We start from the raw sequence: 23,967 nt of genomic DNA, 5'->3' as shown, positions 1-23,967 counted from the left end.
GCGGGGTAGAGGTGGAATGCTCGGGGCAAACCATTGCCGTCGCTTCTCAGACGGTAATGGTTTGCGTCAACGATTCCCACGTCGGCGGCACCGGCCAATCCGCCTCCTGGTTCCCATCGATCACGCGCCTCAAATCCCGCGTATCGATCTGCGGCGCAAGCACATGCACCAGCTCCAGCGCGTAATCGCGCAGCACCCGGTCGCGTGGCAGCACCGCCCAGGCGATGCACTCGTCGATCGGCGATGGCGCCGGCCAGGAACGCAGGTCTTCATCGCCGGCATTCACCGCCATTTCCGCCAGCAACCCCACGCCCAGCCCGGTGCGCACATAGGTCTTGATCAGGTCCGCGTCCAATGCGGTCAGGGCGATGTCCGGGGTCAGCCCGGAAGCCGCAAACGCCCGCTGCAGCGAGGAGCTGCCACGGGTGGACGATTCGTAGCTGATCAGTGGCTGGTGCGACAGCGCCTCCAGATCCGGCGCAGCCCCCGGGCGGTCCAGCGCGTGCCCGCGCGGAACCAGCACCAGCCGCCGCCAGCGGTACAGCGGAATGGCGATGCCGGCGGTGGGCTCGGCACCGGCGGTGCTGATGATGGCGATGTCCGCATCGCCCTGGCTTAGCAGGTCCAGCGCGTCGCTTTCGGCGGCCTGTTGCAGGTGCACGCTGACCTGCGGGTAGGCCTGTTTGATGCGCGCCACCGCCGGCGGCAGCACGAAGCGCGCCTGGGTGTGGGTGGTGGTCAGGACCAGCTGGCCCTGGCTTTCGCGGCGCTGGTTGGCGGCGTAGGTGCGGATGTTGTTGGCTTCCGCCAGCACCGCGCGGGCGCGGCCGATCACCTCCACCCCGGCCGGGGTCACCGCTTCCAGGCTGCGGCCCTTGCGCACGAACAGCAGGAAGCCCAGTTCATCTTCCAGCTGCTTGAGCTGCTTGGACAGCCCCGGCTGGGTGGCGTGCACCCGCGACGCGGCCAGGGTGATGTTGAGCTCGGCGTCGGCAATGGCGACCAGGTAACGGAGTTGGGTCAGCGTCATGGGCGTGCGCACGGCAGGAAGGAAGGGGTCAGGCCGACTGTAAAACAGTTGCCGTCACCAGCTTATAACCAAATGTTGTTTATGAAGGTAATCAGGTGATTTCGCGCGGTCATATGCTGGCGCTACGGTCTGGCGGAGACCCGGCGGCGCCCTGAGCGCGAAGGCTGCCTGCCGCTTCATCCCTCCCCTGCCGCGGCGTGCCCGTGGCCTGTCATTCTTTTGCGGAGAGCGTCCCCATGGCCCTGTACAACTCGATCCTGGACACCATCGGCAATACCCCGGTTGTCCGCCTCAACCGCATCGCCCCCGACCACGTCACCCTGTATGCCAAGGTCGAATCGTTCAATCCCGGTGGTTCGGTCAAGGACCGCCTGGCGCTGGCAATCATCCTGGATGCCGAAGCGCGCGGGGTGCTCAAGCCCGGCGACACCATCGTGGAGGCGACCTCCGGCAACACCGGCGTCGCACTGGCCATGGTCGCGGCCGCGCGCGGCTACAAGTTCGTGGCGACCATGGTGGAGACCTTCTCCATCGAGCGCCGCAAGCTGATGCGCGCCTACGGCGCCAAGGTGATCTTGACCCCTGCCGCCGAACGCGGCTCGGGCATGGTGCGGCGCGCGAGCGAGCTGGCCCAGGAACATGGCTGGTTCCTGGCCAGCCAGTTCACCAACCCGGCCAACCCGGCCTACCACCGCAACACCACCGCCGCCGAGATCCTGCGCGATTTCGCCGGCAAGCAGCTGGATTACTTCGTGACCGGCTGGGGCACCGGCGGCACCCTGACCGGCGTGGGTGAAGTGCTGAAGGTGGCCCGCCCGGAGACCCGCATCATCGCCACCGAACCGGAAGGCGCGGCGCTGCTTGGCGGTGCCGAATGGAAGCCGCACAAGATCCAGGGCTGGACGCCGGACTTCGTGCCGGACGTGCTGAACCGCGACGTGTTCGACGAACTGCTGAGCATCGACGATGCGCGTGCGATCGAAACCTCGCGCCGGCTGGCGGCCGAGGAAGGCATCTTCGTCGGTATCTCGGCCGGTGCCACGGTGGCCAGCGCGCTGGATGTGGCGGCCAAGGCCGCGCCTGGCAGTGTGCTGCTGGCGATGCTGCCCGACACCGGCGAGCGCTATTTCTCCACCCCGCTGTTTGCCGACATCAACGAGGGCTCGGACGACGACTGGCTGGCCGGCCTTCCCTGAATACGAGCGCCCTTGCTGAATACGACACACCGGGTCGCATGGCCTGAGACGACGATGACGCAACCTTGATGCCCTGGCCGCCACCTTATGAGGCGGCGGACATAAGGAGCGGCACGCATGAAGATCGAAGTGTGGCAGGGCGACATCACGACCCTGGCGGTGGATGCGATCGTCAATGCGGCCAACGAGTCATTGCTGGGCGGCGGCGGCGTGGATGGGGCGATCCATCGCGCCGCCGGCCCGCAGCTGCTGGCCGAATGCGCGGCACTGCCGGAGATCCGGCCGGGCATGCGCTGCCCGACCGGCGAGGTGCGCGCGACAGCCGGCTACAACCTGCCGGCGAAGCACGTGCTGCACACGGTGGGTCCGGTGTGGCAGGACGGCCAGCGCGATGAGCCGGCGCTGCTGGCCAACTGCTACTGGAAATCGCTGCAACTGGCCGAAACGCTGGGGCTGCGTTCGATTGCGTTCCCCGCGATCAGCTGCGGGGTGTTCGGCTATCCGCTGTACCAGGCCGCGCAGATTGCGGCGACCGAGACGGTGACGTGGCAACGCTCGCATCGGGAGCCCCAGCGCATCATCCTGGTCGCGTACAACGCGGCGACGTTCAAGGCCTACCAGCAGGCGCTGGTCGCGCTGGGACAACCGATGGAGATGCCGGGGCCGGCGATGACGGCATTGGCGATCGGGGTACCACCCGCAGCGCCTGCGTGATGTGAGGCAGCCGGGCAGAGCCCGGCGCTACGGTGAGTCGCCCCATGAAAAACGCCGGCATCTGCATGCCGGCGTTTGTTCATTCTGCGGTGACGGCGTGGATCAGCCGTTCCACTTGCCCAGTGCGGCCTGGCCGTTTTCCTTGGCGCGGTCGTACACGGTCTGCTGTGCCTTGGCGACGTTGGCCTTGGTGTCCTTGGCCCACAGCTTCAGCGCAGCCTGCTGCATGGCGCGGCCGTAGGAGAAGCTCAGCGGCCACGGCAGGTTGCCCAGCTGGTTCATCGCGTTCAGGTGCTCGGTGGACTGCTCGTCGCTCTGGCCACCGGACAGGAACACCACGCCCGGCAGGATCGCCGGCACGGTGCTCTTCAGGCACATCACGGTCGACTCGGCCACTTCCTCGACGTCGGCCTGCTCATCGCAGCCCTTGCCGGAGATGACCATCGAGGCCTTCAGGATGGTGCCTTCCAGCAGCACGTTCTGCTGGTACAGGGCGTCGAACAGCGAACGCAGGGTGGCTTCGGTGACTTCGTAGCAGGTCTCGATGTCGTGGTCGCCGTCCATGATCACTTCCGGCTCGACCATCGGCACCAGGCCACATTCCTGGCACAGGGCGGCATAGCGGGCCAGCGCGTGGGCGTTGGACTCGATGCAGGTGCCCGACGGAATGCTTTCGCCGATGTTGATCACCGCACGCCACTTGGCGAAGCGCGCACCCAGCTTGTAGTACTCCTGCAGGCGCTCGCGCAGGCCGTCCAGGCCTTCGGTCACCAGCTCGCCCGGGCAGCCGGCCAGCGGGTGCGCACCCTTGTCCACCTTGATGCCCGGAATCATGCCGTGGTCGGCCATGTACTTGGCGAACGGCACGCCGTCCTTGGTCGACTGACGGATGGTTTCGTCAAACAGGATGGCGCCGGAAATGTGCTCGTTGAGCTTCGGCGTGGTCAGCAGCAGTTCGCGGTAGGCACGACGGTTCTCCTCGGTGTTCTCGATACCGACGCCAGCGAAACGCTTGGCGATGGTAGCGGTGGATTCGTCGATCGCGATGATGCCCTTGCCCGGGGCAACCATGGCCTGGGCGGTTTCAGCCAGCTGTTCGATGCTCATGTACTTCCTGTGGCGGGTGCGGGAAAAACGTAAGTATAGCCCCGCCGCCCGTTGCGCCGACGTGCAGGCCAGTCTGGAAACGATTCCAATGTCCGCACCGGACAGGCGATGTCCTGTTGCGCGGGGTCAGAGCCCCTTTGCGGATCTGACCCTGGGCCGGATCCGCACAGCGGCTCCGACCCGGGGCCGACGGGGTTTACAGATCGCCCAGGCCGCTGGCGCGGCCGTCTTCGCCCACTTCCAGCAGGCGCAGGGTGTTGGTCGCACCCAGGGTTTCCATGTGCTCACCGCTGGTGAACACGACGCGGTCACCGGCCTGCAGCAGTTCGGCTTCCACCAGCAGGCGGATGCTGCCGCGCGCGGCTTCGCGCGGGGTCAGGCCACGGCTGTCGAAGTTGATCGGGTAGACATCGCGCATCAGCGCCATCTGGCGGCGTGCACCGTCGTGGCGGGTGACCGCGAACACCGGCGCCTTGGCACGGAAACGCGACAGGTAGCGGGCGGTGCCACCGGATTCGGTCATTGCCACGATCGCGCGCACGCCCACGTGCTGCGACAGGAACATGGTGGCCATGGCGATGGCCTGGTCGGCACGTTCCAGGTTGCGCGGCGAAGCGTTGAAGTCGGTCTCGGTCTGGAACTGGCGCTCGGCGCCCAGGCAGATGCGTGCCATCGCTTCCACCGCCTTGACCGGGTACGCACCGGCGGCGGTTTCAGCCGACAGCATCACCGCGTCGGTACCGTCGATGACCGAGTTGGCCACGTCCAGCACTTCTGCACGGGTCGGGATCGGGCTTTCGACCATCGACTGCAGCATCTGCGTGGCCGTGATCACCACCTTGTTCTGTGCGAGCGAGGCCTTGATGATCTTCTTCTGCAGGCCGGGCAGTTCGGCGTCGCCGATTTCCACGCCGAGGTCGCCACGGGCCACCATCACCACGTCGCTGGCCTCGACGATCTCTTCCAGGTTCTCGATCGCTTCGGTGCGCTCGATCTTCGACACCAGCGCAGCATCGCAGCCATGCAAGCGGGCGATGTCACGCGCGTCGTTCATGTCCTGCGCGTTGCGGCAGAACGACACGGCGATGAAGTCGACACCGATCTTGGCGACGATGCCGATCAGCTCCTTGTCGCGCTCGGTCAGCGCGCCCAGCGAGAGGCCACCGCCCTGCTTGTTCAAGCCCTTGCGGTCGGACAGCACGCCGTCGTTGAGCACGGTGTTGACGATGCGCTCGCCCTGCACTTCCACCACCTGCAGCTGCATCAGGCCATCGTCGAGCAGCAGCACGTCGCCCGGGGCCACGTCCTGCGGCAGGCCGAGGTAGCTCACGCCCACCTGGGTGGTGTCGCCGGCCGGCGCGGTCGGCGAGGCGACCAGGTCGAAGCGGTCGCCCGCCTTGAGCTGGATCTTGCCTTCGGCGAAGCGCTCGATGCGGATCTTCGGGCCCGGCAGGTCGGCCAGGATGCCGACTTCCACGCCCACGCGGGCGGCGGCGGCGCGCACGTCGGCGGCACGCTTGGCCTGGCCGGACGGGTCGCCGTGGCTGAAGTTGAGGCGGACCACGTTCACGCCGGCGCGGAACAGATCCTCCAGCACGCCCGGCGGGTCGGTAGCCGGACCGAGGGTGGCAAGGATCTTCGTACGGCGCTGACGCTCAATCATGGTTAATGGGCTCCCGGGAAAGGATCGAAATTACCACACCCTTCACGTCCCATGAATACGTTTACAGCATTGTCGCGTCTGGGTTTCGATGATGTCCTGCAGACATGGCGAGACCCGAACGCGACATGCGGCGGCGTACGGACGCCGCCGCATCATCGAACTCAACCGCCGCGTGCTTCCAGTGCAGCTACCGCCGGCAGGGTCTTGCCTTCCAGGAACTCCAGGAACGCGCCGCCGCCGGTGGAGATGTAGCTGACCTGGTCGGCGATCCCGTACTTGTCCACGGCGGCCAGGGTGTCGCCGCCGCCGGCGATGGAGAACGCCGGCGAGCTGGCGATCGCGCGGGCCAGCGCTTCGGTGCCGTGGCCGAAGGCTTCGAACTCGAACACGCCGACCGGGCCGTTCCAGACCACGGTACCGGCCTTGGCGATCAGCCCGGCGTAGTGCGCTGCCGTCTGCGGGCCGATGTCGAGGATCAGGTCGTCTTCGGCCACGTCATCGACCGCCTTGACCGTGGCCTGCGCATCGGGAAGGAACTGCTTGGCCACCACCACGTCGGTGGGCAGCGGAATGTCGGCGCCGCGCGCCTTGGCGTCGGCCACGATCTTCTTCGCCGTGTCCAGCAGGTCCGGTTCGTACAGCGACTTGCCGACGGAGTACCCGGCAGCAGCAATGAAGGTGTTGGCGATGCCACCGCCGACGATCAGCTGGTCGACCTTGCCCACCAGGTTGGCCAGCAGCTCCAGCTTGGTGCTGACCTTGCTGCCGGCCACGATCGCCAGCAGCGGCTGCGCCGGTGCGTGCAGGGCCTTGGCCAGCGCGTCCAGTTCGGCCATCAGCAGCGGACCACCGGCGGCGACCGGGGCGAAGCGGATCACGCCGTGGGTGGAGGCCTGCGCGCGATGCGCGGTACCGAAGGCGTCCATCACGAACACGTCGCAGAGGGCGGCATACTTGCGCGACAGCGCTTCGTCGTCCTTGCCCTCGCCCACGTTCATGCGGCAATTTTCCAGCAGCACGATCGAACCCGGGGCCACCTCGACGCCGTCGACCCAGTCACGCACCAGCGGCACATCCACGCCGAGCAGGGTGGACAGGCGCAGGGCGACCGGCGCCAGCGAATCGGCTTCGCTCCACACGCCTTCCTTCGGACGGCCCAGGTGCGAGGTGACCATCACCGCGGCGCCCTTTTCCAGCGCCAGCTTCAACGTCGGCAGCGATGCGGTGATGCGCTGTTCGGAAGTGATGCGGCCGTTTTCGATCGGCACGTTCAGGTCTTGGCGGATCAGCACGCGCTTGCCGGAAAGGTCGAGGTCGGTCATGCGAACGATGGACATGGGGCAGCAACTCTTTGGCGGAAAGGGAAATGCGCCGCGCACGGCGCAGAGGGTCATTGTAACGATGTGCGTGCGCGCGGGCCGGCCAACGGCCGGCGCTACCTTTCCTTCTGGCGTAGCAGGCTGACGGCGAATCCGCCCACCACCAGCACGCCGAGCAGCAGCAGGCCCCACAGCAGCCAGCGCTTCCAGTCGCGTTGCGCCTGCACGGCGGCGTCGCCGGCGAGCACCTGCGCCGGCCCCTGCACGGTCGCTGCGGCCGGTTGCCACTGCGCGCCCTGCTGCTCGCGCAGCTGCGCGATCACGGTACCCACCGGTGCGTCGGTGCGCAGCGCGCGCACGCTGCCGGCGGCGACCGTGAAAGGCGCGTCGCCCTGGCTGAGGAACACCAGCGCCTCGGGCTGGTAGCCCAGCTTCAGGGTCGGCGCCTGGCTGGGCTGGGCCTGGCCGGCCATCAGTTTCCAGTAGCGGTCACGGCTGGGCACGGCCAGCGACTGCGCCTGCGACTGGCGCCGCGCGGCGCTGTCCTGCAGCTGGTAGGCCACCCACGGGCCGGCCCGGACCTGCCAGGGCCGATTGGGGTCGTCGCGGCTGAGCAGGGTCCACTGCACCACGCTGTTGTCGGCGGTCGCGATGTCGACCTGGGCCACCGGGAAGCGGCCGTCCAGTGTGTATTCGAATTCGCCGGGCTTGCCGGTGGTACCGGTCAGCGTGCGCCACTGCCAGTCGATCGCCTGCGCGGCGGCCACGCGTTCGACCTGCACGGCGGTCAGTACGGGCAGGCGCGCGCCCGCCAGCGGCAGGATGCGGAAGTACTTCGCCTGGTGGCCGATCTCGATGCGCCGCTGCTGCAGGCGGTTGCCGCCCTGCTCGAGGTCGACCAGCGGAACCACGTCGGCCACACGCTGCCAGTCGCGCAGGTCGTCGCTCGCTTCCACCGCCACGCGCAGCTGCAAGGGCCCGGTCGACTGCCAGTCCAGCTGCAGGGCCTGCACGCCGGTGCGCAGCGCGCTGGCGTCGACCAGCCAGCCGCCCGGTTCGGCGCTGGCGCCGCTGCGACCCAGCCGCGCTTCCACCCGGCGCACGCTGCCGTCGGTGTTGCGTTCGGTCAGCAGCTGCAGGTCTTCGCCTGCACCGCCGCCCTGCGACGGCAGCGCGAACCATGGCAGTGACTGCCACTGCGCCGGACGCGCCAGCGGCTGGTCGGCCGAGAACAACGCCGACGGCAGCGCCTGGCCCTGCGCGTTGAAGACCTGCACGTCGGCCAGCTGCGTCGACACCGCGCTGCGGTACTGGGCCTCGCCCAGGATCAGCCGGTAGGCGCCTGCCTGCGGCGCGGACAGCTGCAGCGGCCATTGTTCGCGGTAGTCCTGGCGCGCGTCGGCGGCCCACAGCGCAGGCGCGGCCAAGGTCAGTGAAGCGGCGGCGATGAGGCGGCACAGAAGGTTCACGGTTGCGGCTCCACGGTAGCGTCCGGCGCACGCGGCGGCGCCGGTGCCAGGTAGCCCACGACCGTGCACAGCAGGCCGTAGGCGATGAAGGAAGCAATGCCCAGCAGGTTGCCCAGGTGTTGGCGGTCGATCAGCACCAGCTTGGCCAGCACCACGCCCATCAGCACCGCGCCGACCAGCCACAGCGCGCGTTGCCCGCGCCGCGAGCCCCACACCCAGCTGATCACGCCGAGCACGCTCCACACGACGGTCAGGCTGGTCTGGGCCAGCGTGGACGACCACAGCCGCTCGCTCCACGGCACGCCGCCCCAGTGGTGCACGGCATGCAGGGTGATGCTGGTCAGCGCGACGAAACCGGCCAACGCAAGCAGCGGCACGCGCTTTGCCTGCAGTGCGGCCGGCGCCTGGCCGCGCCACAACCAGCGCGCGAGCAGCACCAGCACCGCCAGCTGGGCCAGTTCGAGCGGATTCAACAGCGGTATCCACGGCAGCGGCGATGCGCCGCCGCGCGCGAACAGGAAGCCGACCCAGGCCAGCCCCAGCACCGCGAACAGCGTGCACTGCAATGCCGGGCGGGCCGCATCGAAGCGCTCGCCCAACGGCACGCTCAGCCAGCGCCAGCGCTGCAGCGAAATGGCGGTCACCACCAGCCACGGCAGCAGCATCGCCGCCAGTGCCCAGCCTTCGGCCAGTTCGAAACGGTCGGCAAGCCAGCTGGCCGTGAGCGAGACCACGGTGGGCCACAGCAACCACCAGACGAACTGCGCGACCACGGCGGTGCGGTCCTGCCCGCCGCGCAGGCACCACAGGCTGCGCACGCCGAGCACGGCAAACACTGCCCAGGCCAGCGCACCGTAGCCGGCAAACGGCTGGCGGTGGACGTCGGCCTGCCACAGCGCCAACGGGAACGCGCACAGCAGCATCGCCAGCGTGGTCAACACCAGTGCGCGTGCCGGGAAACGGCGCTGCGATTCCGCAGCGATCCAGCCGGTGACCGCCACCAGGATCAGCAGGGCATCCGGCCGGCTGTCCCAGGCAACGAAGCGGCTGATCTCGTGGCTGGCGGTGCCCAGCCACCACAGCAGGCCCCACAGGTAGTACACGATGGCGGGCGCGTCGCGCCCGGCACGGCGGTAGCTGAAGGCCGACGCGAAACCCGCCAGTGCCAGCAGGAGGCCGCTCATGAAGGTGGGATTGGCGATCGCGGTGGCGTCGTGCAGCCAGTAGTCGGCACCGACCACGAAACCGAACGCGGCGCCCAGCTGCAGCAGCGCACCGGCGATCTGCGGCAGCAGGCGCGACTGGCGCAGGCCCAGCCAGACCAGCGCTGCGCCTTCCAGCGCGAACACACTGGCGGTGGCACGAGCGGACAGCGCCAGCGGCACCGCGAGGGTGGCAAAGCCCACCGCCAGAACTGCGTGCGACTGGCCCAATGCCGTGTAACGCTCGCGCTTGATCAGCGCCCAGGCCAACCCTGCATACAACGCGGCCAGGCCCACCGAACAGAGCGCCAGCAGCAGGCGGTCGTCATGCAGCATGCCGGCCTGCAGCGAGAACGCGATCAGCGGCGTGCCGAACACCAGGCTGCCGTCGACCAGGTCGCGCTTTTCGGCCGGCTGGCGGCGTGCGTACAGGATCGGGATGAGCAGGTAGAAGGCGAAGAACAGCAGCAGGAACGGTTCGGTGCTGTTGAACTTGTCGGCGTTGTACTGCAGCACGCCCCAGGCGGTGCCGATGCCGAAGGTGAAGGCAAAGCCCAGCAGGTTGAGCGCGCGCCACGGGCGCCACCAGGCAATCGCGAGGATCGCGGCGTTGAGCACGGCGTAGTACGAGAACAGCGCGACATGGTTGCCACTGCCGGTGGAGAGCCAGATCGGCGCCATGAACCCGGCCAGGATACCCAGCACCGCCAGCGTGCGCGAATTCTGCACGACCGCGAGGACGCCCATGCCGGCAATCAGCGCGATGCTCATTGCAAAGGCGATGCCCGGTTGGATCAACTCGTAGCGTTTGAAGGCGGCAAAGATGGTCAGCAGCAGGATGCCGATTGCCCCGCCCTGCAACGCCAACGCAAACATCCGCCGGCGTTCGCGCTGCACCCAGCCGAACACCAGCCCGGCCAGCGCACCTGCCGCAATGGCCGCCAGGCGCAGCTCGATCGGCGCATTGAGCCAGCCCTGGTCGCTGGCGTACTTGAGCAGTGCCGCCACGCCGGCCAGGAGCACCAGCATGCCGATCTTGACCGGCACGTTGCCTTCGGTGAACCAGCGTTTGATCGTGCCGACGACGCGCTCGCCCAGGTCCGGGCCGCGCGGTGGTGGGGGAACGAAGGGTTCGGGCGGAGCCTGCGGCGGGCCCGGGGGAAGCGGCGGCGGCGCGGTGCGGGTGGCGGCGGCCATTCGCTCAGGCTGGAGCGCTGGTTCTGGCTCTGGCTCGGGCACCGGCGCAGGTGCGTCCGCGCGGAACGGAGACACGATCGGCGGCGGCGCAGGCGCGCGGGCCTCCCACGCCTCAGCGACCGGTTCGGCGGGCGCCACGACGGTTTCTGCCCGTGCCTGTTCCAGCGCGGCAACCCGCCGGCGCAGGCCGGAAATCATCACCAAGGCGACGATCAGCAACACCGGCACGGCCAGCAACAGCAGTACCGCCAGGACAATCAGTGCTTCCATTCCGCGTCATCCTCGAGGGAAACGCCACGGCCCACCTGGACGAGCATGGCGCCTGCGGCACGGGGACATCGTAACTGAATTGGCGGGGGTGAAAAAAAACGCCCTTCCTTGCGGTTGGGCGTTTTGTTTCGATCATTACCGCCTGGAGCCGGGCAGAGCCCGGCTCTACCGGTGGGTGGTCCGGCGCAGGCGGAGGGCGAACCTGACGCAAACGACCCGGCGCGCGGTCCGCGTTTTACGCGGCGACGACCTTGGCCATTTCCAGGCACTTGTTGGAATAGCCCCATTCGTTGTCGTACCAGGACACCAGCTTGACGAAGGTGCCGTCCAGCGCGATGCCGGCTTCGGCGTCGAACACCGAGGTGTGGGTCTCGCCGCGGAAGTCGGTGGCCACGACCTTGTCTTCGGTGTAGCCGAGGATGCCCTTCAGCGCGCCTTCGCTCTGTGCCTTCACTTCGGCGCAGATCTCGGCGTAGGTGGCTTCCTTTTCCAGCTCGACGGTCAGGTCGACCACCGAGACGTCCGAGGTCGGCACGCGGAAGCTCATGCCGGTGAGCTTCTTGTTCAGCTCCGGAATCACCACGCCGACGGCCTTGGCCGCGCCGGTCGAGGACGGAATGATGTTTTCCAGGATGCCACGGCCGCCGCGCCAGTCCTTGTTGGACGGGCCGTCAACGGTCTTCTGGGTAGCGGTGGCGGCATGCACGGTGGTCATCAGGCCGCGCTTGATGCCCCACTTGTCGTTGATCACCTTGGCCAACGGCGCCAGGCAGTTGGTGGTGCACGAGGCGTTGGAGATGATCGCCTGACCAGCGTAGGTCTTGTCGTTCACGCCGTACACGAACATCGGGGTGTCGTCCTTCGACGGCGCCGACAGGATCACCTTCTTCGCGCCCGCGTCGATGTGCTTCTGCGCGGTTTCCTTGGTCAGGAAGAGGCCGGTCGATTCGATCACCACGTCCACGCCGACCTCGTCCCACTTGAGGTTGGCGGGGTCGCGTTCCTGGGTCAGGCGGATCTTCTTGCCGTTGACCAGCAGGTCGCTGCCCGAGACCGACACGTCGGCCTTGAAACGACCGTGCACGGAGTCGTACTTCAGCATGTAGGCCAGGTAATCCGGCTCCAGCAGATCGTTGATGGCGACGATTTCGATGTCATTGCCGAAATTCAGCACGGCCGAACGCAGCACGTTGCGACCGATGCGGCCGAAACCGTTGATGCCAACCTTGATTGCCATGTTCACAAGCTCCTGCAGCCGCGACAGTGCGGCCCAATGGAAAGGGGCGGTCATTCTAGCAAAGGCCAATCGCATACGGCCCCCGGCCCGGAAAGGGTAAGCGGTTACAACGAAAAATTTACGATTTGATCCGGATCAAGGCGCGCTCGGGCGGCGGCGGGAACACTGGCCCCATTCCACCCCGCCACGAGACAGCACCATGCGCACCCCCTCCCCCCTCCTGCCCGCCAGCCTCGCCGTCGCCCTGGCGCTGGCCGCCAGCCCCGCCATGGCCCAGTCCAAGGGCGACTGGACCATCGCCGCAGGCGTGCACCAGGTGGCACCCAAGTCCAACAACGGCACCCTGGCCGGCGGCCTGAAGGTCGACGTGGACAGCGACATCAAGCCGACCATCACCGGCGAATACTTCATTGCCGACAACCTGGGCATCGAGGTCCTGGCCGCGCTGCCGTTCAAGCACGACATCAACATCGACGGGCTCGGCCGCGTGGGCAGCACCAAGCACCTGCCGCCGGTGGTGTCGCTGCAGTACCACTTCAACAGCAAGGGCAAGGTGTCGCCGTTCCTGGGCGCCGGCCTGAACTACACCACGTTCTTCAGCGAAGAGACCGGCGGCGCGCTGGCCGGCAGCAGGCTGAAGCTGGAGGATTCCTGGGGCCTGGCCGCGCACGCCGGCCTGGACTTCGCCGTTGGCGAGAAGGGCGCGCTGCGGGTCGACGTGCGCTGGATCGACATCGACAGCGACGTGAAGCTGGACGGCGCCAAGCTGGGCACGGTCAAGATCGACCCGCTCGCCTACGGCGTGGCCTACGTTTTCAAGTTCTGATCGCAGGGACACGGCCCCGGCTTCTGCCGGGGCCGACAACTACGGCAAATGCTCCGGTGCAGGCGGGTCGTTAGAATGGGCCGATGAAAATCGCCCCCGTGCTCTCCTGTTCCGCGCTGCTGATCACCCTCACCCTGGTTTCCACCGATGCCCTGGCCTGGGGCGCACAGGGCCACCGCCTGGTGGCTCGCGTGGCCGAACCGAAACTGACCCCGCAGACCCGCGCCGAAGTGGCCCGCCTGCTGGCCAACGAACCCACTCCGACCCTGGCTGCGATCGCGCCGTGGGCCGATGAACTGCGCGCCAAGGATCCGGGGCTGGGAAAGCGCTCGGCCGGCTGGCACTACGTGAACATCGGCGAGGACGACTGCCAGTACGAAGTCGAGCGCAATTGCCGCAACGGCAACTGCGTGGTGGAAGCGTTGAAGACGCAGACCGCCATCCTCGGCGACCGCAGTCGTTCCGATGCCGAACGCGCACAGGCGCTGAAGTTCGTGGTCCATTTCGTCGGCGACATCCACCAGCCGATGCACGCCGGCTACGGCCACGACAAGGGTGGCAACGACTTCCAGGTGCAGTTCAACGGACGCGGTACCAACCTGCATTCGCTGTGGGACAGCGGCCTGCTGAACACCCTGAAGCTCGATGACGACGCCTGGACGAAGCGGCTGGCCGCATTGCCCAAGCCGAAATTCGGCAAGCGCTCCGCCATCGACACCGACGCGGTGCAGTGGGCGGAAGCCAGTTGCCGGATCGCGATTGCACCTGGTGTTTACCCGACCAGGCGTACGCTGGAGCCGGACTACACCGCGACCTACCTGCCGGTCGCCGAACGCGAGCTGCGCCTGGCCGGCGAACGCCTGGCGGTGCTGCTCAACGACACACTGGGTAAACGCTGAGGTCACCGTCATGTCGCTGCATGTTGCCAGTTTCTTCCACCGCGACAGCCACACCTTCAGCTACGTGGTGCATGACCCGGCAACGCGGCAGGCGGCGGTGATCGACCCGGTGCTGGATTACGACCCTGCCACCGACGCACTCGGTGCCGCGCCACTGCAGCCGCTGCTGGCGCATGTGCGGGAACAGGCATTGGACGTTCGCTGGCTGCTGGAAACCCACGCCCACGCCGACCATGTCAGCGCCGGGCGCTGGCTGAAGCAGCAGTGGCCGCAGGCTGCGCTGGCGATGGGCGCGGGGATTGTCGAGGTACAGCGTACGTTCGCGCCGCGGTATGCGCTGGACGTGGCTACCGACGGGTCGCAGTTCGACCATCTGTTCGCCGATGGCGAAACGTTTGCGTTGGGCGGTATCGCGGCGGAAGTCATCGCCGTGCCCGGCCATACCAGCGACAGCGTGGCGTACCGCATCGGCGATGCGCTGTTCACCGGCGATTCGCTGTTCATGCCCGACGGCGGCACCGCGCGCTGCGATTTCCCGGGTGGCGATGCGGCGCTGCTGTACCGCTCGATCCAGCGCCTGCTGGCCCTGCCCGATGCGACCCGGGTGTTCATCTGCCACGACTACGGCCCGGGGGGTCGCGAGGTGGCCAACCAGACCACCATCGGCGACCAGCGCGCACGCAACATCCACCTGCGCGACGGGATCAGCGAAGCGGAATTCGTCGCGACCCGGCAGGCACGGGATGCAACGTTGGCCGAACCCAAGCTGATGCATCCCTCGGTAAAGGCGAACCTGCAGGGCGGCGCAGCGCCCTGATGCCGCGGTTCACCGCCGATGGACGACGTGCTCACCCTTCACGATTTCGAAGGTGAAGGCGTAGAACAGGCTGACCGCCACCGGCTCGATGCGTTCGGCATCGCTGCAGTCGCCCGGATCGCGCGGGGTAGCCCCCCTGGCGAAATGACATACCGCCGCAGGCAGGTATCGCCACGCTGCCACGGCTTCCTGCGCGGCAGCCACCAATACCTGGTTCTCTGCCGCGCTGCCAGCCGCACAGTCGCTGCGTTCGGCCACCGGCGCGCTGCGCTCCACCCTGCCCTCGGCATCCACCACGACCTGCAGGCACACCGTGGTCGGTGCCAGTTCCCGCCGCGTATCCCGGTCGCCCACCACCGGGTCCGGACCGGCGTACAGCTGAGGCATGCGGTAGCCCTCGCTGGGCTGCAGCGTGTATGCCTGCACGGAACCGGCGCCACCGGCCGCGTCCATCTTCAGGCGCTGGTAGCCAACATTCTCGGCCCGGGTTTCCAACCGGGTCAGTGCCGGCTGACTCGCACATCCGGCCAGCAGCAGCACCAGCGCGCCGTAGGCCGCCCTCACGGCGCGGTCGCCGGCTCGGGTTCGTCCAAGGCGAAGGTCAGCGGTATCTGCAGGGCAGACGCCACCGGCTTGCCATCCTTGCGCGCCGGTTCGAACGTCCACTGCTGGGCGGCGGCGATCGAGACCGCGTCGAACACACCGGCCGGAGTGGAGCTGATCACGCTCACGCCGGCGGTGCGCCCTTCGGCATCCACGTTCACGCGCAGCACCACCTTGCCGGAAATGCTCTGCTCGAACGCGCTCTTCGGGTAGACCGGTGGCGACATCAGTTTTGCCTGGGGGCCACTGTCGGCATCCTCCGTCGCGGTCTTCCCGGCGTTGTCGGCGTCAGGTTCGGCGCTGATGCGCGTCTGCACGTCGGTGCCACGCTGGCTGGCCCACGCCATCGTGCTCAGTCCGACGAACAATCCCAGCACCAGCAGCTGGCCCGACCACCGCGGCACTGCGTTTCGCTTGTGTTCCTTCAACATGCCTATCCGCTCCTTCAACATCGGTTGGCTGCGCCAGTGGCAGGCCATGGGCGCAACCGGGTGGACCAACTGCGCCTTGAGCAGGGCGTTGGCGTAGAGCCGGCGCAGGGCCGGATGCGGGTCGACCGTGCGCGCGTCGCAGGCCAGCTCCTGGTCGAACAGGAAGCGGCGCGTCGCCCACGGCAGCAACGGGTGGAACCAGAACAGGCAGCGCAGCAGTGCCAGTGCGGCGTTGGCCCAATGGTCGCCATGGCGACGGTGCTGGTGTTCGTGCTGCAGGATCAGGTCGCGCTCGGCGGCGGCGAAGCGCTGGTCGAAATCGGGGCCGACCACCACGCGCGGGTCGAGCAGGCCGACCAGCGCCGGCAGGCCCGGATCGGCACTGGCCTGCCAGCTGCCGTCGGTGCGGGGTTGCAGTGTGCCGAGCGCGCGTTCGAACCTGCGCTGGCCACGCCATTGCGCAACCGCTACCCACACAGCGCCGGCAGCCCAGAGCGCGATCAGCAGCGTCGGCCACAGGACCGCATCAGTCGGTACCACGGCCACGTGCAGCATCGTTCCGAGTGCAAGCAGTGGCGCGCTGTCGGTGAACGCGGGTGCGGGCGAAGGCAACAACGGTGCGATCAGCACCAGCGGCAGCAACCACCAGCTGCGATACACCAACGCGGCGCCGCCGAGTCGCCGCAGCAGTGTCCGCGCCGCGCCCAGCAGCAGCACCGCCAGCGTGGCCCAGGCGCTTGCCTGGAGCAGTCCGTGCAGCACGTCAGTCATGGTCGAGCTCCTGGATCAGCTTTTTCAGCTCGGCAATGTCCTGTGCGCTGAGTTCGCCGCGCTGGCTGAAATGCGCCACCAGCGGGGCGACCCGGCCGGCGAACAGTTTGTCGAGCAGGCCGCTGCTCTGTTCGGCGACCCAGGCCTGGCGTTGCAGCACCGGCGAGTAGAGGTAGCGCCGCCCTTCCCGGCTGGCGCTGATCGCGCGCTTGGTGAGCAGGCGGTTGAGCAGGGTCTTGATGGTGGGCTCGGCCCAGTCGCGGTCGGCCAGTGCGGCGACCACGTCGTCGGCACCCAGGGGGTGCCGGTTCCAGAGCACTTCCATGACAACGGCCTCGGCTTCGCTGATCTGGCTCATCATTTACATCCGTAATCGACGGACCGATTACGCGCGTAATCCTTTCCGGTGTCAAGCCCCCGTGTCGAGAGCCGTTCAAACCGGAAATGCTGTAATGCCGGAAAGCCTTTGCAGGAACGCACCGCATGACCGAACACCTCACCGACCTGGACGCCGCCACCGACTGGTTGCTGGAGCGCGTGGAGGGGCCATTGCGCATCGGTGCGCCGCTGGCGCTGGGCAAGCCGCATCGGCTGCTCAACGCGCTGTACGCGCGGATCGAGAACGATCCGTCGCGGCCGCTGCAGATCTATACGGCGCTGTCGTTGAACCCGCCGAAGCCGGCCGCCAATGGCTTGGAAGGGCGCTTCATGGCACCGTTCGCGGCGCGCCACTTCGGCGAGGATTTCCCGCGCCTGGCCTATGCCGACGCGATGCTGCGCGACCGCCTGCCGGCGCACGTGCAGGTGGAGGAGTTCTACATGCAGTCCGGGGCGCTGCTGAATTCGACGCAGGCCCAGCGTGGGTATACGAGCCTGAACTACACGCATGCGGCGGACGCGGTGGCGCAGCGCGCGCCGCATGCGATCGTGCAGAAGGTGGCGATGCGCCCGGACGACCGGCGGTTGTCGCTGTCGTGCAACAACGACATCACCCAGGACACGATCGACGCGATGCTGGCGCGTGGGCTGCCGCGTCCGCTGCTGATCGCGGAGATCGATCCGCAGCTGCCGTATCTTGGCGGCACGGCCACGGTCGATGTGTCGTTCTTCGATCTGGTGATCACGCCGCCGGCGCCCTACCCGGCGCTGTTCGGGCTGCCGCGCCAGCCGGTGAGCGATGCGGACTATGCCATCGGCCTGTATGCGAGTGCGCTGGTCCGTGACGGTGGGACCCTGCAGATCGGGATCGGGACGCTGGCCGATGCGATCAGCCATGCGCTCGTATTGCGCCACACCGACAATGCGCGTTACCGGCAGATCCTGCACGCGCTGGACCCGACGCTGGCGAGCAACCCGACGGTGCTGGAGTGCGGTGGGCTGGATCCGTTCGAGGTAGGCCTGTACGGCTGCAGCGAGATGCTCAACGAGGGCTTCCGGCGGCTGGTGCAGACGGGGGTGATCCGGCGCAAGGTGCACGACGACCTGGCACTGATGGAGCGGATCGAGAGCGGCAGCACACTGACCATCGACCACGCGACGCTGGAGGCGGAGGGCGAGTACCTGCATGGCGCGTTCTACCTGGGCTCACCGGAGTTCTACCAGTGGCTGCGCGAGCTGCCGGAAGAGCAGTCGCGGGCGATCGGGATGCGCCGGATCAGCGAGATCAACCAGCTGTACGGCGGCAACGAGACGTTGGAGCGGCTGCAGCGACGGCACGCGCGTTTCTTCAATTCCTGCATGATGGCGACGGCGCTGGGCGCGGCGGTATCGGATGCGCTGGAAGACGGCCGGGTGGTCTCTGGCGTGGGCGGGCAGTACAACTTCGTGGCGATGGCGCACGCGCTACCGGAGGCACGCAGTGCGCTGATGTTCCGCGCGGTGCGGGAGGACAAGGGCGGGCTGCAGTCGAACGTGCGCTGGAACTATGGGCACACGACGATCCCGCGGCATCTGCGCGACATCTACATCAACGAGTACGGCATCGCGGATCTGCGCAACCTGACCGACGAGGATTGCGTGATCGGGATGGCGTCGATCACCGATGCGGGGTTCCAGGCGGGGCTGCTGGAGACGGCCAAGGCATCGAAGAAGCTGGCGGGCGATTTTGTAGCGCCGGAGGAATGGGCACGCCGCAATACACAGGCGGCCGTGAGTGCGACCCTGGCGCCGTTCCGCCAGTCGGGGGCCCTGCCCGATTATCCGCTGGGCAGCGATTTCACCGAGGTCGAGCAGCATCTGGTGAAAGCGTTGGGGTGGTTGAAGCAGAACACGCAGACACGCGGCGCGAAGTTGCGCACGGTGTTTGCGGCGCTGACCCAGCCGGCCGGCGATGGCGACGTGGTGTACCTGCAGCGGATGGGGTTGGATGCGCCGGTGGGCTTTGGCGAAAAGCTGGAGGCGCGGTTGGTGCGGTTGGCGTTGGCGCGTACGGCGTGATTGCCGTTGTTTCGTACATCGTCTGATTGCGAGGGCTGCGTAGAGCTGGGCTCTGCCCAGCTGCTGTTGGATTCAGGCGAAAAGCTGCGGGCTGCAGGTGTTCCCTGGTCAGGGCCGTCGGGGGCAGGTTCGCGGGGGACGCCGTGAATCGCCCTCCGGGCCCCGGCCCAATCGCCAGCGATTGGGCGTTCAGTCGCACGCGAGGCAGTGCCTCGCAAGCAGTGCGCCTTCACCCATGGAGGCTAAGTCGCGGCATCCATGCCGCTCATTCCCCCGCAAACCTACCCCCGCCGACCCTCCGATAGGGCGGCGGTGAGCATGGGAAACGCGGGGGCCGGCCGTTGGCCGGCCGTCGGTTCCGTCTTGTTTTCAGTCGTTACCGGGCGTTGAAGTTTTCACGGCGGTTGTTTGGGAACCAACCCTACCCACCAGCTCGAAGCGAACCGCGTAGTGACACGCCATGCGTGTCCACCGTAGACCATCAGCCCACGCATTCGTGTCGACCAACGGTCGACACGACCGCTTTTCCAATGGCCTGCGACCCACTATCGGAGGGTCGCCGGGGGTGGGTTGGTGGGGGAATGAGCCGCATGGATGCGGCGACTTAGCCCCCATGGACGGGTTTACGGCGTCCCCCACCAACCCGCCCCCGGCGGCCCTGACCAGGGAACACCTGCAGACCCCGGCTTTTCGCCTGAATCCAAAAAGCAGCTGGGCAGAGCCCAGCTCTACGGATCGTGTGCAAACGCAGGGTGTGCAATGCGATCAGACGGATCGCATTCAAATCGAGCCACCAAGAAAAACGGCGCTTCCGTTTCGGGAAGCGCCGTTGCTTTTCGCGTCAGTGACGAACGCTTAGTTCGCCAGCTGGGCCTTGGCTGCCGCCACCACGTGCTCAGCGGTGATGCCGAAGTGCTTGTACAGCTGGTCGGCCGGGGCCGAGGCGCCGAAGGTGTCGATGCCTACGACTGCACCGTCCAGGCCCACGTACTGGCGCCAGAAACCGGTGACGCCGGCTTCCACCGCCACGCGGTTGCGGATGGCGTTCGGCAGCACGGACTCGCGGTAGGCCGCGTCCTGGCGCTCGAACACGTCGGTGGAGGGCATCGACACCACGCGGGTCTTGATCCCGGCCGCGTCGAGTTCCGCCTTGGCGGTCATCGCCAGGCCCACTTCCGAACCGGTGCCGATCAGGATCACGTCCGGCACGCCGCCTTCTGCGTCGGCCAGCACGTAACCACCACGCGCGATCTGCGCCACCTGCTCGGTGCTGCGCTGCTGGTGCGGCAGGTTCTGACGGCTGAACACCAGGCAGCTCGGGCCGTCCTGGCGGGTGATCGCCGCCTTCCAGCTCACTGCCGACTCGACCGCATCGCACGGACGCCAGACGTCGTTGTTCGGGATGTAACGCAGCGACGCCAGATGCTCCACCGGCTGGTGGGTCGGACCGTCTTCGCCCAGGCCGATCGAATCGTGCGTATACACGTGGATCGCATGCGCCGGGATCAGCGCGCTCATGCGCACGCCATTGCGGGCGTAATCGCTGAACACCAGGAAGGTCGCGTCGAACGGAATGAAACCGCCGTGCAGCGCCAGGCCATTGGCAATCGCGGTCATGCCGAACTCGCGCACGCCGTAGTACACGTAGTTCGCGTTCGGGTCGTCGGTCGCGACCGACTTGCTTGCCTTCCACAGGGTCAGGTTCGAATGCGCCAGATCGGCCGAACCGCCCACCAGTTCCGGCAGCAGCGGCGCGAACGCCTCGATGGCCAGCTGCGACGCCTTGCGCGACGCAATCGTCTGACCTTCGGCCTGCACCTGCGCGATGTAAGCGTCAGCCTTGGCGACGAAATCGGCCGGCAGCTCGCCGCGCGAACGACGGGTCAGTTCTTCAGCTTCGGCCGGGAACTGCGCCGCGTACTTGTCGAACTGCTGTTCCCACTCCGCCTGGCGCAGCGTGCCGGTGCCGCCTGCACGCCAGCCCGCGTAGATCTCTTCCGGGATCTCGAACGGACCGTAGTTCCAGCCCAGCTGCTTGCGGGTGGCTTCCAGTTCGTCCTTGCCCAGCGGCGCGCCGTGGCTCGATTCCTTGCCCGCCTTGCCCGGCGAACCGAAACCGATCGTGGTACGGCAGCAGATCAGGGTCGGCTTGTCCGACTGCGACAGCGCGCTTTCGATCGCCGCCTTGATGCTGTCCGGATCGTGGCCATCGACGCCGCGCACCACGTTCCAGCCATAGGCCTCGAAACGCTCGGGGGTGTTGTCGGTGAACCAGCCTTCGGTGTTGCCGTCGATGGAGATGTGGTTGTCGTCCCAGAAGCAGACCAGCTTGTCCAGGCCCCAGGTGCCGGCCAGCGACGCTGCTTCATGCGACACGCCTTCCATCAGGCAGCCGTCGCCCAGGAACACCCAGGTGCGGTGGTCGACGATTTCATGTTCCGGACGGTTGTAGCGCTGGGCCAGCAGCTTCTCTGCCAGCGCGAAACCGACCGCATTGGCCAGGCCCTGGCCGAGTGGACCGGTGGTGGTCTCCACCCCGGGGGTTTCGTGGTGTTCCGGGTGGCCGGCGGTCTTGCTGCCGAGCTGGCGGAACTGCTTGAGCTGCTCGATCGGCAGGTCGTACCCGCTCAGGTGCAGCAGCGCGTACTGCAGCATCGAGCCGTGGCCGTTGGACAGCACGAAACGGTCGCGGTTGAACCACTGCGGGTTGTTCGGGTTGTGACGGAGATAGTCGTTCCAGAGGACTTCCGCGATGTCCGCCATGCCCATCGGCATGCCGGGGTGACCGGACTTGGCGGTTTCGACCGCATCAGCGGCAAGGAAGCGGATGGCGTTGGCCAACTGGCGGCGGGTGGGCTGCGTCATGATTCAGAAGGGGTCGGGAGGCGGCCGCGAAGCTGCGGGCCGCCCATTGTCCCATAGTCCACCCGCCGGGTCAGGCGGGTCAGGCTTGTGAAGACGACCCGGGGACCGGACTTTCTTCAGTTTCGCCCTTGGCCACCAGCGTGGTCAGGGCCAGGTCGCCGGTGACGTTCAGCGCGGTGCGGCACATGTCCAGGAAGTGGTTCACGCCCAGGATCAGGCCGATGCCCATCGGGTCCACGCCAACCATGGCGCAGATCATCGCCACCACCGGCAGCGACCCGGACGGCACGCCGGCCGTGCCGATCCCGCCCAGGATGCAGACCACCATCACCATCAGCTGCTGGGTGATGCTCAGGTCCACGCCGAAGAACTGGGCCAGGAAGATCACCGTCACGCCCTCGAACAGCGCGGTACCGTTCTGGTTGGCGGTGGCGCCCACCGTCAGCACGAAGCGCGAGACTTTCTGCGGCAGGCCCATCTGGTCGGCCACGCGCAGTGCGGTCGGCAGGGTCGCGTTGCTCGACGCGGTGGAGAACGCCATCACCGTCGCTTCCTGGGTGTCGCGGAAGAACGCGATCGGCGAACGGCCCGACAGCCACACCGCCACGCCGTAGCTCACCACCATGTGCAGGCCCAGCGCCAGCACCACCACGCCCACGTACGCGCCCAGGCGGATCAGCAGGTCGAAGCCGAAGATCGCCGCCAGGTTGAACATGAAGCAGGCCACCGCGTACGGCGCCAGCCGGATCACCAGGTTGATCAGGGTCATCGAGACCTCGAACACGCCTTCGATGACCTTGCGCAGCGGCGCGGTCTTTTCGTCCGGAGACAGCACCATGCCGATGCCGAACATCAGCGCGAAGAACATCAGCGACAGGATCGCGCCGTTGTCAGACGCCGCCTGCAGCACGTTGCTCGGCACGATCGACAGCAGCATGTCCATGCCCTTCGGCGTGCCGTGGATGCCCGCGACGATTTCCTTGCTGCGCTCGGCGTTCTCCGACAGCATCATCGCGGCGACCTGCGGATCGACGCCCGCGCCCGGCTTGAGCAGGTTGACCAGCACCAGGCCGATGCCCACGGCAATGCCGGACAGCAGCACGGTATACGCCAGGGTCTTCCAGCCGATGCGGCCGAGGGCGCGGATGTCGCCCATCTCCGACACGCCCATGATCAGCGCCGAGAAGATCAGCGGCACGATCAGCATGAAGATCAGGTTGAGGAACAGGCCCGACAGCGGCGTGGTCAGGTAGGTCATCACCGCACGGGCGGCGTCGGGCAACCAGGGGATGCCGCCGCCGATGGCGTGCACGATCAGCCCGAGCACCAGGCCGAGCCCGAAGCCGATACCCATTTTCCAGTGCAGTGGCAGCTTCTGCCGGGGTGTTGCGGCCTCAGTCATGGAACGGCATTCCTTGAAGATAAGTAAAAGAGCTTAGCAAAGCCGGCCGTCCCGCCCGCTTCAGCGGGACGGCGGGTACAGCGGCGGCAGCGCAGTATTGGTGGCCGCCGGCGCGGGCTGCCAGTGCGGTCCGTCATGGAAGGCGCGGCGCAGCGCCTGCCGGGCCTGCGCCGTATCGCCGCCATCGGCACTCCAGCGCGCGGCCTGCAGGTCCTGCAGCGCCTGGCGTTGGGCCGGGTCGGTCAGCTGCGCCAGTACCGCCTCCAGGCCGCCGCGGATCCCGCCCATCGACGCCAGCAGCGCGACGATTTCATCCAACCCTTCGTGATCCAGCGCGCGGCGCAGCTCGGCGCGCGAGGGCCGGTCGACTACCAGGGCAGCCTCGCCCACCGGACGGCCGCCGACCGCGACAGGCCGGCGGCGGCGGCGCCACGCCCAGGCCAGGGTCAGCAGCCACAGCGCGGCAAAGCCCAGTGCGGCGGCGATCCAGCCCCACGGCGGGCTGCCCGGGGC

The 23,967-nt window shown here is 67.6% G+C and carries 18 protein-coding genes and 1 pseudogene; 6 read left to right on the top strand and 13 right to left on the bottom strand.

Features of this window, described 5'->3' with window-relative positions; genetic code table 11:
- Positions 1-46: 46 nt before the first annotated feature.
- Positions 47-1,030 carry a LysR family transcriptional regulator gene (locus RYM47_RS15395; RefSeq protein ID WP_315388919.1) on the bottom strand — a complete coding sequence of 328 codons (984 nt, stop codon included), beginning with the start codon at positions 1,028-1,030 and terminating at the stop codon, positions 47-49.
- Positions 1,031-1,266: 236 nt separating this feature from the next.
- On the opposite strand from RYM47_RS15395, the gene cysK reads away from it, so the two are divergent.
- Both cysK and RYM47_RS15385 read left to right on the top strand, forming a co-directional pair.
- Complete coding sequence (gene cysK, locus RYM47_RS15390) at positions 1,267-2,226, top strand: cysteine synthase A (protein WP_315388918.1); 960 nt, start codon at positions 1,267-1,269, stop codon at positions 2,224-2,226.
- 117 nt (positions 2,227-2,343) lie between these two features.
- Positions 2,344-2,940: an O-acetyl-ADP-ribose deacetylase gene (locus RYM47_RS15385; protein WP_315388916.1), complete on the top strand. Its 597-nt coding sequence runs from the start codon at positions 2,344-2,346 to the stop codon at positions 2,938-2,940.
- A 102-nt stretch (positions 2,941-3,042) separates the two neighbouring features.
- Here the strand turns inward: RYM47_RS15385 and RYM47_RS15380 are convergent, their stop codons facing one another.
- From RYM47_RS15380 to gap, 6 genes are all read right to left on the bottom strand, one after another.
- Positions 3,043-4,047 (bottom strand): class I fructose-bisphosphate aldolase, encoded by a 1,005-nt coding sequence (locus tag RYM47_RS15380; RefSeq protein WP_315388914.1) that lies wholly within the window; start codon positions 4,045-4,047, stop codon positions 3,043-3,045.
- 196 nt (positions 4,048-4,243) lie between these two features.
- Complete coding sequence (gene pyk / locus RYM47_RS15375) at positions 4,244-5,710, bottom strand: pyruvate kinase (RefSeq protein WP_315388912.1); 1,467 nt, start codon at positions 5,708-5,710, stop codon at positions 4,244-4,246.
- Positions 5,711-5,871: 161 nt separating this feature from the next.
- Entirely contained in the window at positions 5,872-7,047 is a 1,176-nt protein-coding gene (locus RYM47_RS15370; RefSeq protein ID WP_315388911.1) for a phosphoglycerate kinase, read from the bottom strand.
- A gap of 98 nt (positions 7,048-7,145) precedes the next feature.
- A complete protein-coding gene (locus RYM47_RS15365) occupies positions 7,146-8,498 on the bottom strand; it encodes a DUF3999 domain-containing protein (RefSeq protein ID WP_315388910.1) in 1,353 nt (450 codons plus the stop codon).
- Complete coding sequence (locus RYM47_RS15360) at positions 8,495-11,167, bottom strand: DUF2339 domain-containing protein (protein ID WP_315388909.1); 2,673 nt, start codon at positions 11,165-11,167, stop codon at positions 8,495-8,497. The genes RYM47_RS15365 and RYM47_RS15360 overlap by 4 nt, the downstream gene beginning before the upstream one ends.
- Positions 11,168-11,402: 235 nt before the next feature.
- Positions 11,403-12,404: a type I glyceraldehyde-3-phosphate dehydrogenase gene (gap, locus tag RYM47_RS15355; RefSeq protein ID WP_312325319.1), complete on the bottom strand. Its 1,002-nt coding sequence runs from the start codon at positions 12,402-12,404 to the stop codon at positions 11,403-11,405.
- A 199-nt stretch (positions 12,405-12,603) separates the two neighbouring features.
- Between gap and RYM47_RS15350 the strand changes: the two genes are divergently transcribed.
- From RYM47_RS15350 to RYM47_RS15340, 3 genes are all read left to right on the top strand, one after another.
- Positions 12,604-13,230, top strand: coding sequence for an OmpW family outer membrane protein (locus RYM47_RS15350; protein ID WP_315388908.1), 627 nt, complete (start codon positions 12,604-12,606; stop codon positions 13,228-13,230).
- Positions 13,231-13,313: 83 nt separating this feature from the next.
- Positions 13,314-14,129, top strand: coding sequence for a S1/P1 nuclease (locus tag RYM47_RS15345; RefSeq protein ID WP_315388907.1), 816 nt, complete (start codon positions 13,314-13,316; stop codon positions 14,127-14,129).
- Between the two features lie 10 nt (positions 14,130-14,139).
- Positions 14,140-14,946, top strand: a complete 807-nt coding sequence (locus RYM47_RS15340; protein ID WP_315388906.1) for an MBL fold metallo-hydrolase — start codon at positions 14,140-14,142, stop codon at positions 14,944-14,946.
- A gap of 9 nt (positions 14,947-14,955) precedes the next feature.
- Here the strand turns inward: RYM47_RS15340 and RYM47_RS15335 are convergent, their stop codons facing one another.
- Genes RYM47_RS15335 through RYM47_RS15325 form a run of 3 tightly spaced genes read right to left on the bottom strand, consistent with a single transcriptional unit; the run spans position 14,956 to position 17,109 of the window.
- On the bottom strand, positions 14,956-15,510 hold the full coding sequence (locus RYM47_RS15335; RefSeq protein WP_315388905.1) for a hypothetical protein: 555 nt from the start codon (positions 15,508-15,510) through the stop codon (positions 14,956-14,958).
- Positions 15,507-16,751, bottom strand: a complete 1,245-nt coding sequence (locus RYM47_RS15330) for a TonB family protein (RefSeq protein ID WP_315388904.1) — start codon at positions 16,749-16,751, stop codon at positions 15,507-15,509. Before RYM47_RS15330 ends, RYM47_RS15335 begins: the two co-directional genes overlap by 4 nt.
- Complete coding sequence (locus tag RYM47_RS15325; protein WP_315388903.1) at positions 16,744-17,109, bottom strand: BlaI/MecI/CopY family transcriptional regulator; 366 nt, start codon at positions 17,107-17,109, stop codon at positions 16,744-16,746. Before RYM47_RS15325 ends, RYM47_RS15330 begins: the two co-directional genes overlap by 8 nt.
- A gap of 125 nt (positions 17,110-17,234) precedes the next feature.
- On the opposite strand from RYM47_RS15325, the gene RYM47_RS15320 reads away from it, so the two are divergent.
- Complete coding sequence (locus tag RYM47_RS15320) at positions 17,235-19,187, top strand: acetyl-CoA hydrolase/transferase C-terminal domain-containing protein (protein WP_315388902.1); 1,953 nt, start codon at positions 17,235-17,237, stop codon at positions 19,185-19,187.
- 855 nt (positions 19,188-20,042) lie between these two features.
- Here RYM47_RS15320 and tkt read toward each other — a convergent pair.
- From tkt to RYM47_RS15305, 3 genes and pseudogenes are all read right to left on the bottom strand, one after another.
- Positions 20,043-22,052: a transketolase gene (tkt, locus tag RYM47_RS15315; RefSeq protein ID WP_315388901.1), complete on the bottom strand. Its 2,010-nt coding sequence runs from the start codon at positions 22,050-22,052 to the stop codon at positions 20,043-20,045.
- A 79-nt stretch (positions 22,053-22,131) separates the two neighbouring features.
- Positions 22,132-23,454: a dicarboxylate/amino acid:cation symporter gene (locus tag RYM47_RS15310; protein ID WP_315388900.1), complete on the bottom strand. Its 1,323-nt coding sequence runs from the start codon at positions 23,452-23,454 to the stop codon at positions 22,132-22,134.
- Between the two features lie 60 nt (positions 23,455-23,514).
- Positions 23,515-23,967, bottom strand: a pseudogene (locus tag RYM47_RS15305) (protein BatD); the annotation flags it as partial.

The sequence above is a fragment of the uncultured Stenotrophomonas sp. genome (assembly GCF_963519125.1).
In the GTDB taxonomy this organism is placed as follows: Bacteria; Pseudomonadota; Gammaproteobacteria; order Xanthomonadales; family Xanthomonadaceae; genus Stenotrophomonas.
The sequence above is the reverse complement of the archived record's forward strand: the minus strand, read 5'-3'. Positions and strand labels throughout refer to the sequence as shown.

What these genes read in the sequence shown, in the direction of transcription:
- RYM47_RS15395 (WP_315388919.1), bottom strand. Translation starts at nt 1,030, where the DNA reads ATGACGCTGACCCAACTCCGTTACCTGGTCGCCATTGCCGACGCCGAG.
- cysK (WP_315388918.1), top strand. Translation starts at nt 1,267, where the DNA reads ATGGCCCTGTACAACTCGATCCTGGACACCATCGGCAATACCCCGGTT.
- RYM47_RS15385 (WP_315388916.1), top strand. Translation starts at nt 2,344, where the DNA reads ATGAAGATCGAAGTGTGGCAGGGCGACATCACGACCCTGGCGGTGGAT.
- RYM47_RS15380 (WP_315388914.1), bottom strand. Translation starts at nt 4,047, where the DNA reads ATGAGCATCGAACAGCTGGCTGAAACCGCCCAGGCCATGGTTGCCCCG.
- pyk (WP_315388912.1), bottom strand. Translation starts at nt 5,710, where the DNA reads ATGATTGAGCGTCAGCGCCGTACGAAGATCCTTGCCACCCTCGGTCCG.
- RYM47_RS15370 (WP_315388911.1), bottom strand. Translation starts at nt 7,047, where the DNA reads ATGTCCATCGTTCGCATGACCGACCTCGACCTTTCCGGCAAGCGCGTG.
- RYM47_RS15360 (WP_315388909.1), bottom strand. Translation starts at nt 11,167, where the DNA reads ATGGAAGCACTGATTGTCCTGGCGGTACTGCTGTTGCTGGCCGTGCCG.
- gap (WP_312325319.1), bottom strand. Translation starts at nt 12,404, where the DNA reads ATGGCAATCAAGGTTGGCATCAACGGTTTCGGCCGCATCGGTCGCAAC.
- RYM47_RS15350 (WP_315388908.1), top strand. Translation starts at nt 12,604, where the DNA reads ATGCGCACCCCCTCCCCCCTCCTGCCCGCCAGCCTCGCCGTCGCCCTG.
- RYM47_RS15345 (WP_315388907.1), top strand. Translation starts at nt 13,314, where the DNA reads ATGAAAATCGCCCCCGTGCTCTCCTGTTCCGCGCTGCTGATCACCCTC.
- RYM47_RS15340 (WP_315388906.1), top strand. Translation starts at nt 14,140, where the DNA reads ATGTCGCTGCATGTTGCCAGTTTCTTCCACCGCGACAGCCACACCTTC.
- RYM47_RS15330 (WP_315388904.1), bottom strand. Translation starts at nt 16,751, where the DNA reads ATGACTGACGTGCTGCACGGACTGCTCCAGGCAAGCGCCTGGGCCACG.
- RYM47_RS15325 (WP_315388903.1), bottom strand. Translation starts at nt 17,109, where the DNA reads ATGAGCCAGATCAGCGAAGCCGAGGCCGTTGTCATGGAAGTGCTCTGG.
- RYM47_RS15320 (WP_315388902.1), top strand. Translation starts at nt 17,235, where the DNA reads ATGACCGAACACCTCACCGACCTGGACGCCGCCACCGACTGGTTGCTG.
- tkt (WP_315388901.1), bottom strand. Translation starts at nt 22,052, where the DNA reads ATGACGCAGCCCACCCGCCGCCAGTTGGCCAACGCCATCCGCTTCCTT.
- RYM47_RS15310 (WP_315388900.1), bottom strand. Translation starts at nt 23,454, where the DNA reads ATGACTGAGGCCGCAACACCCCGGCAGAAGCTGCCACTGCACTGGAAA.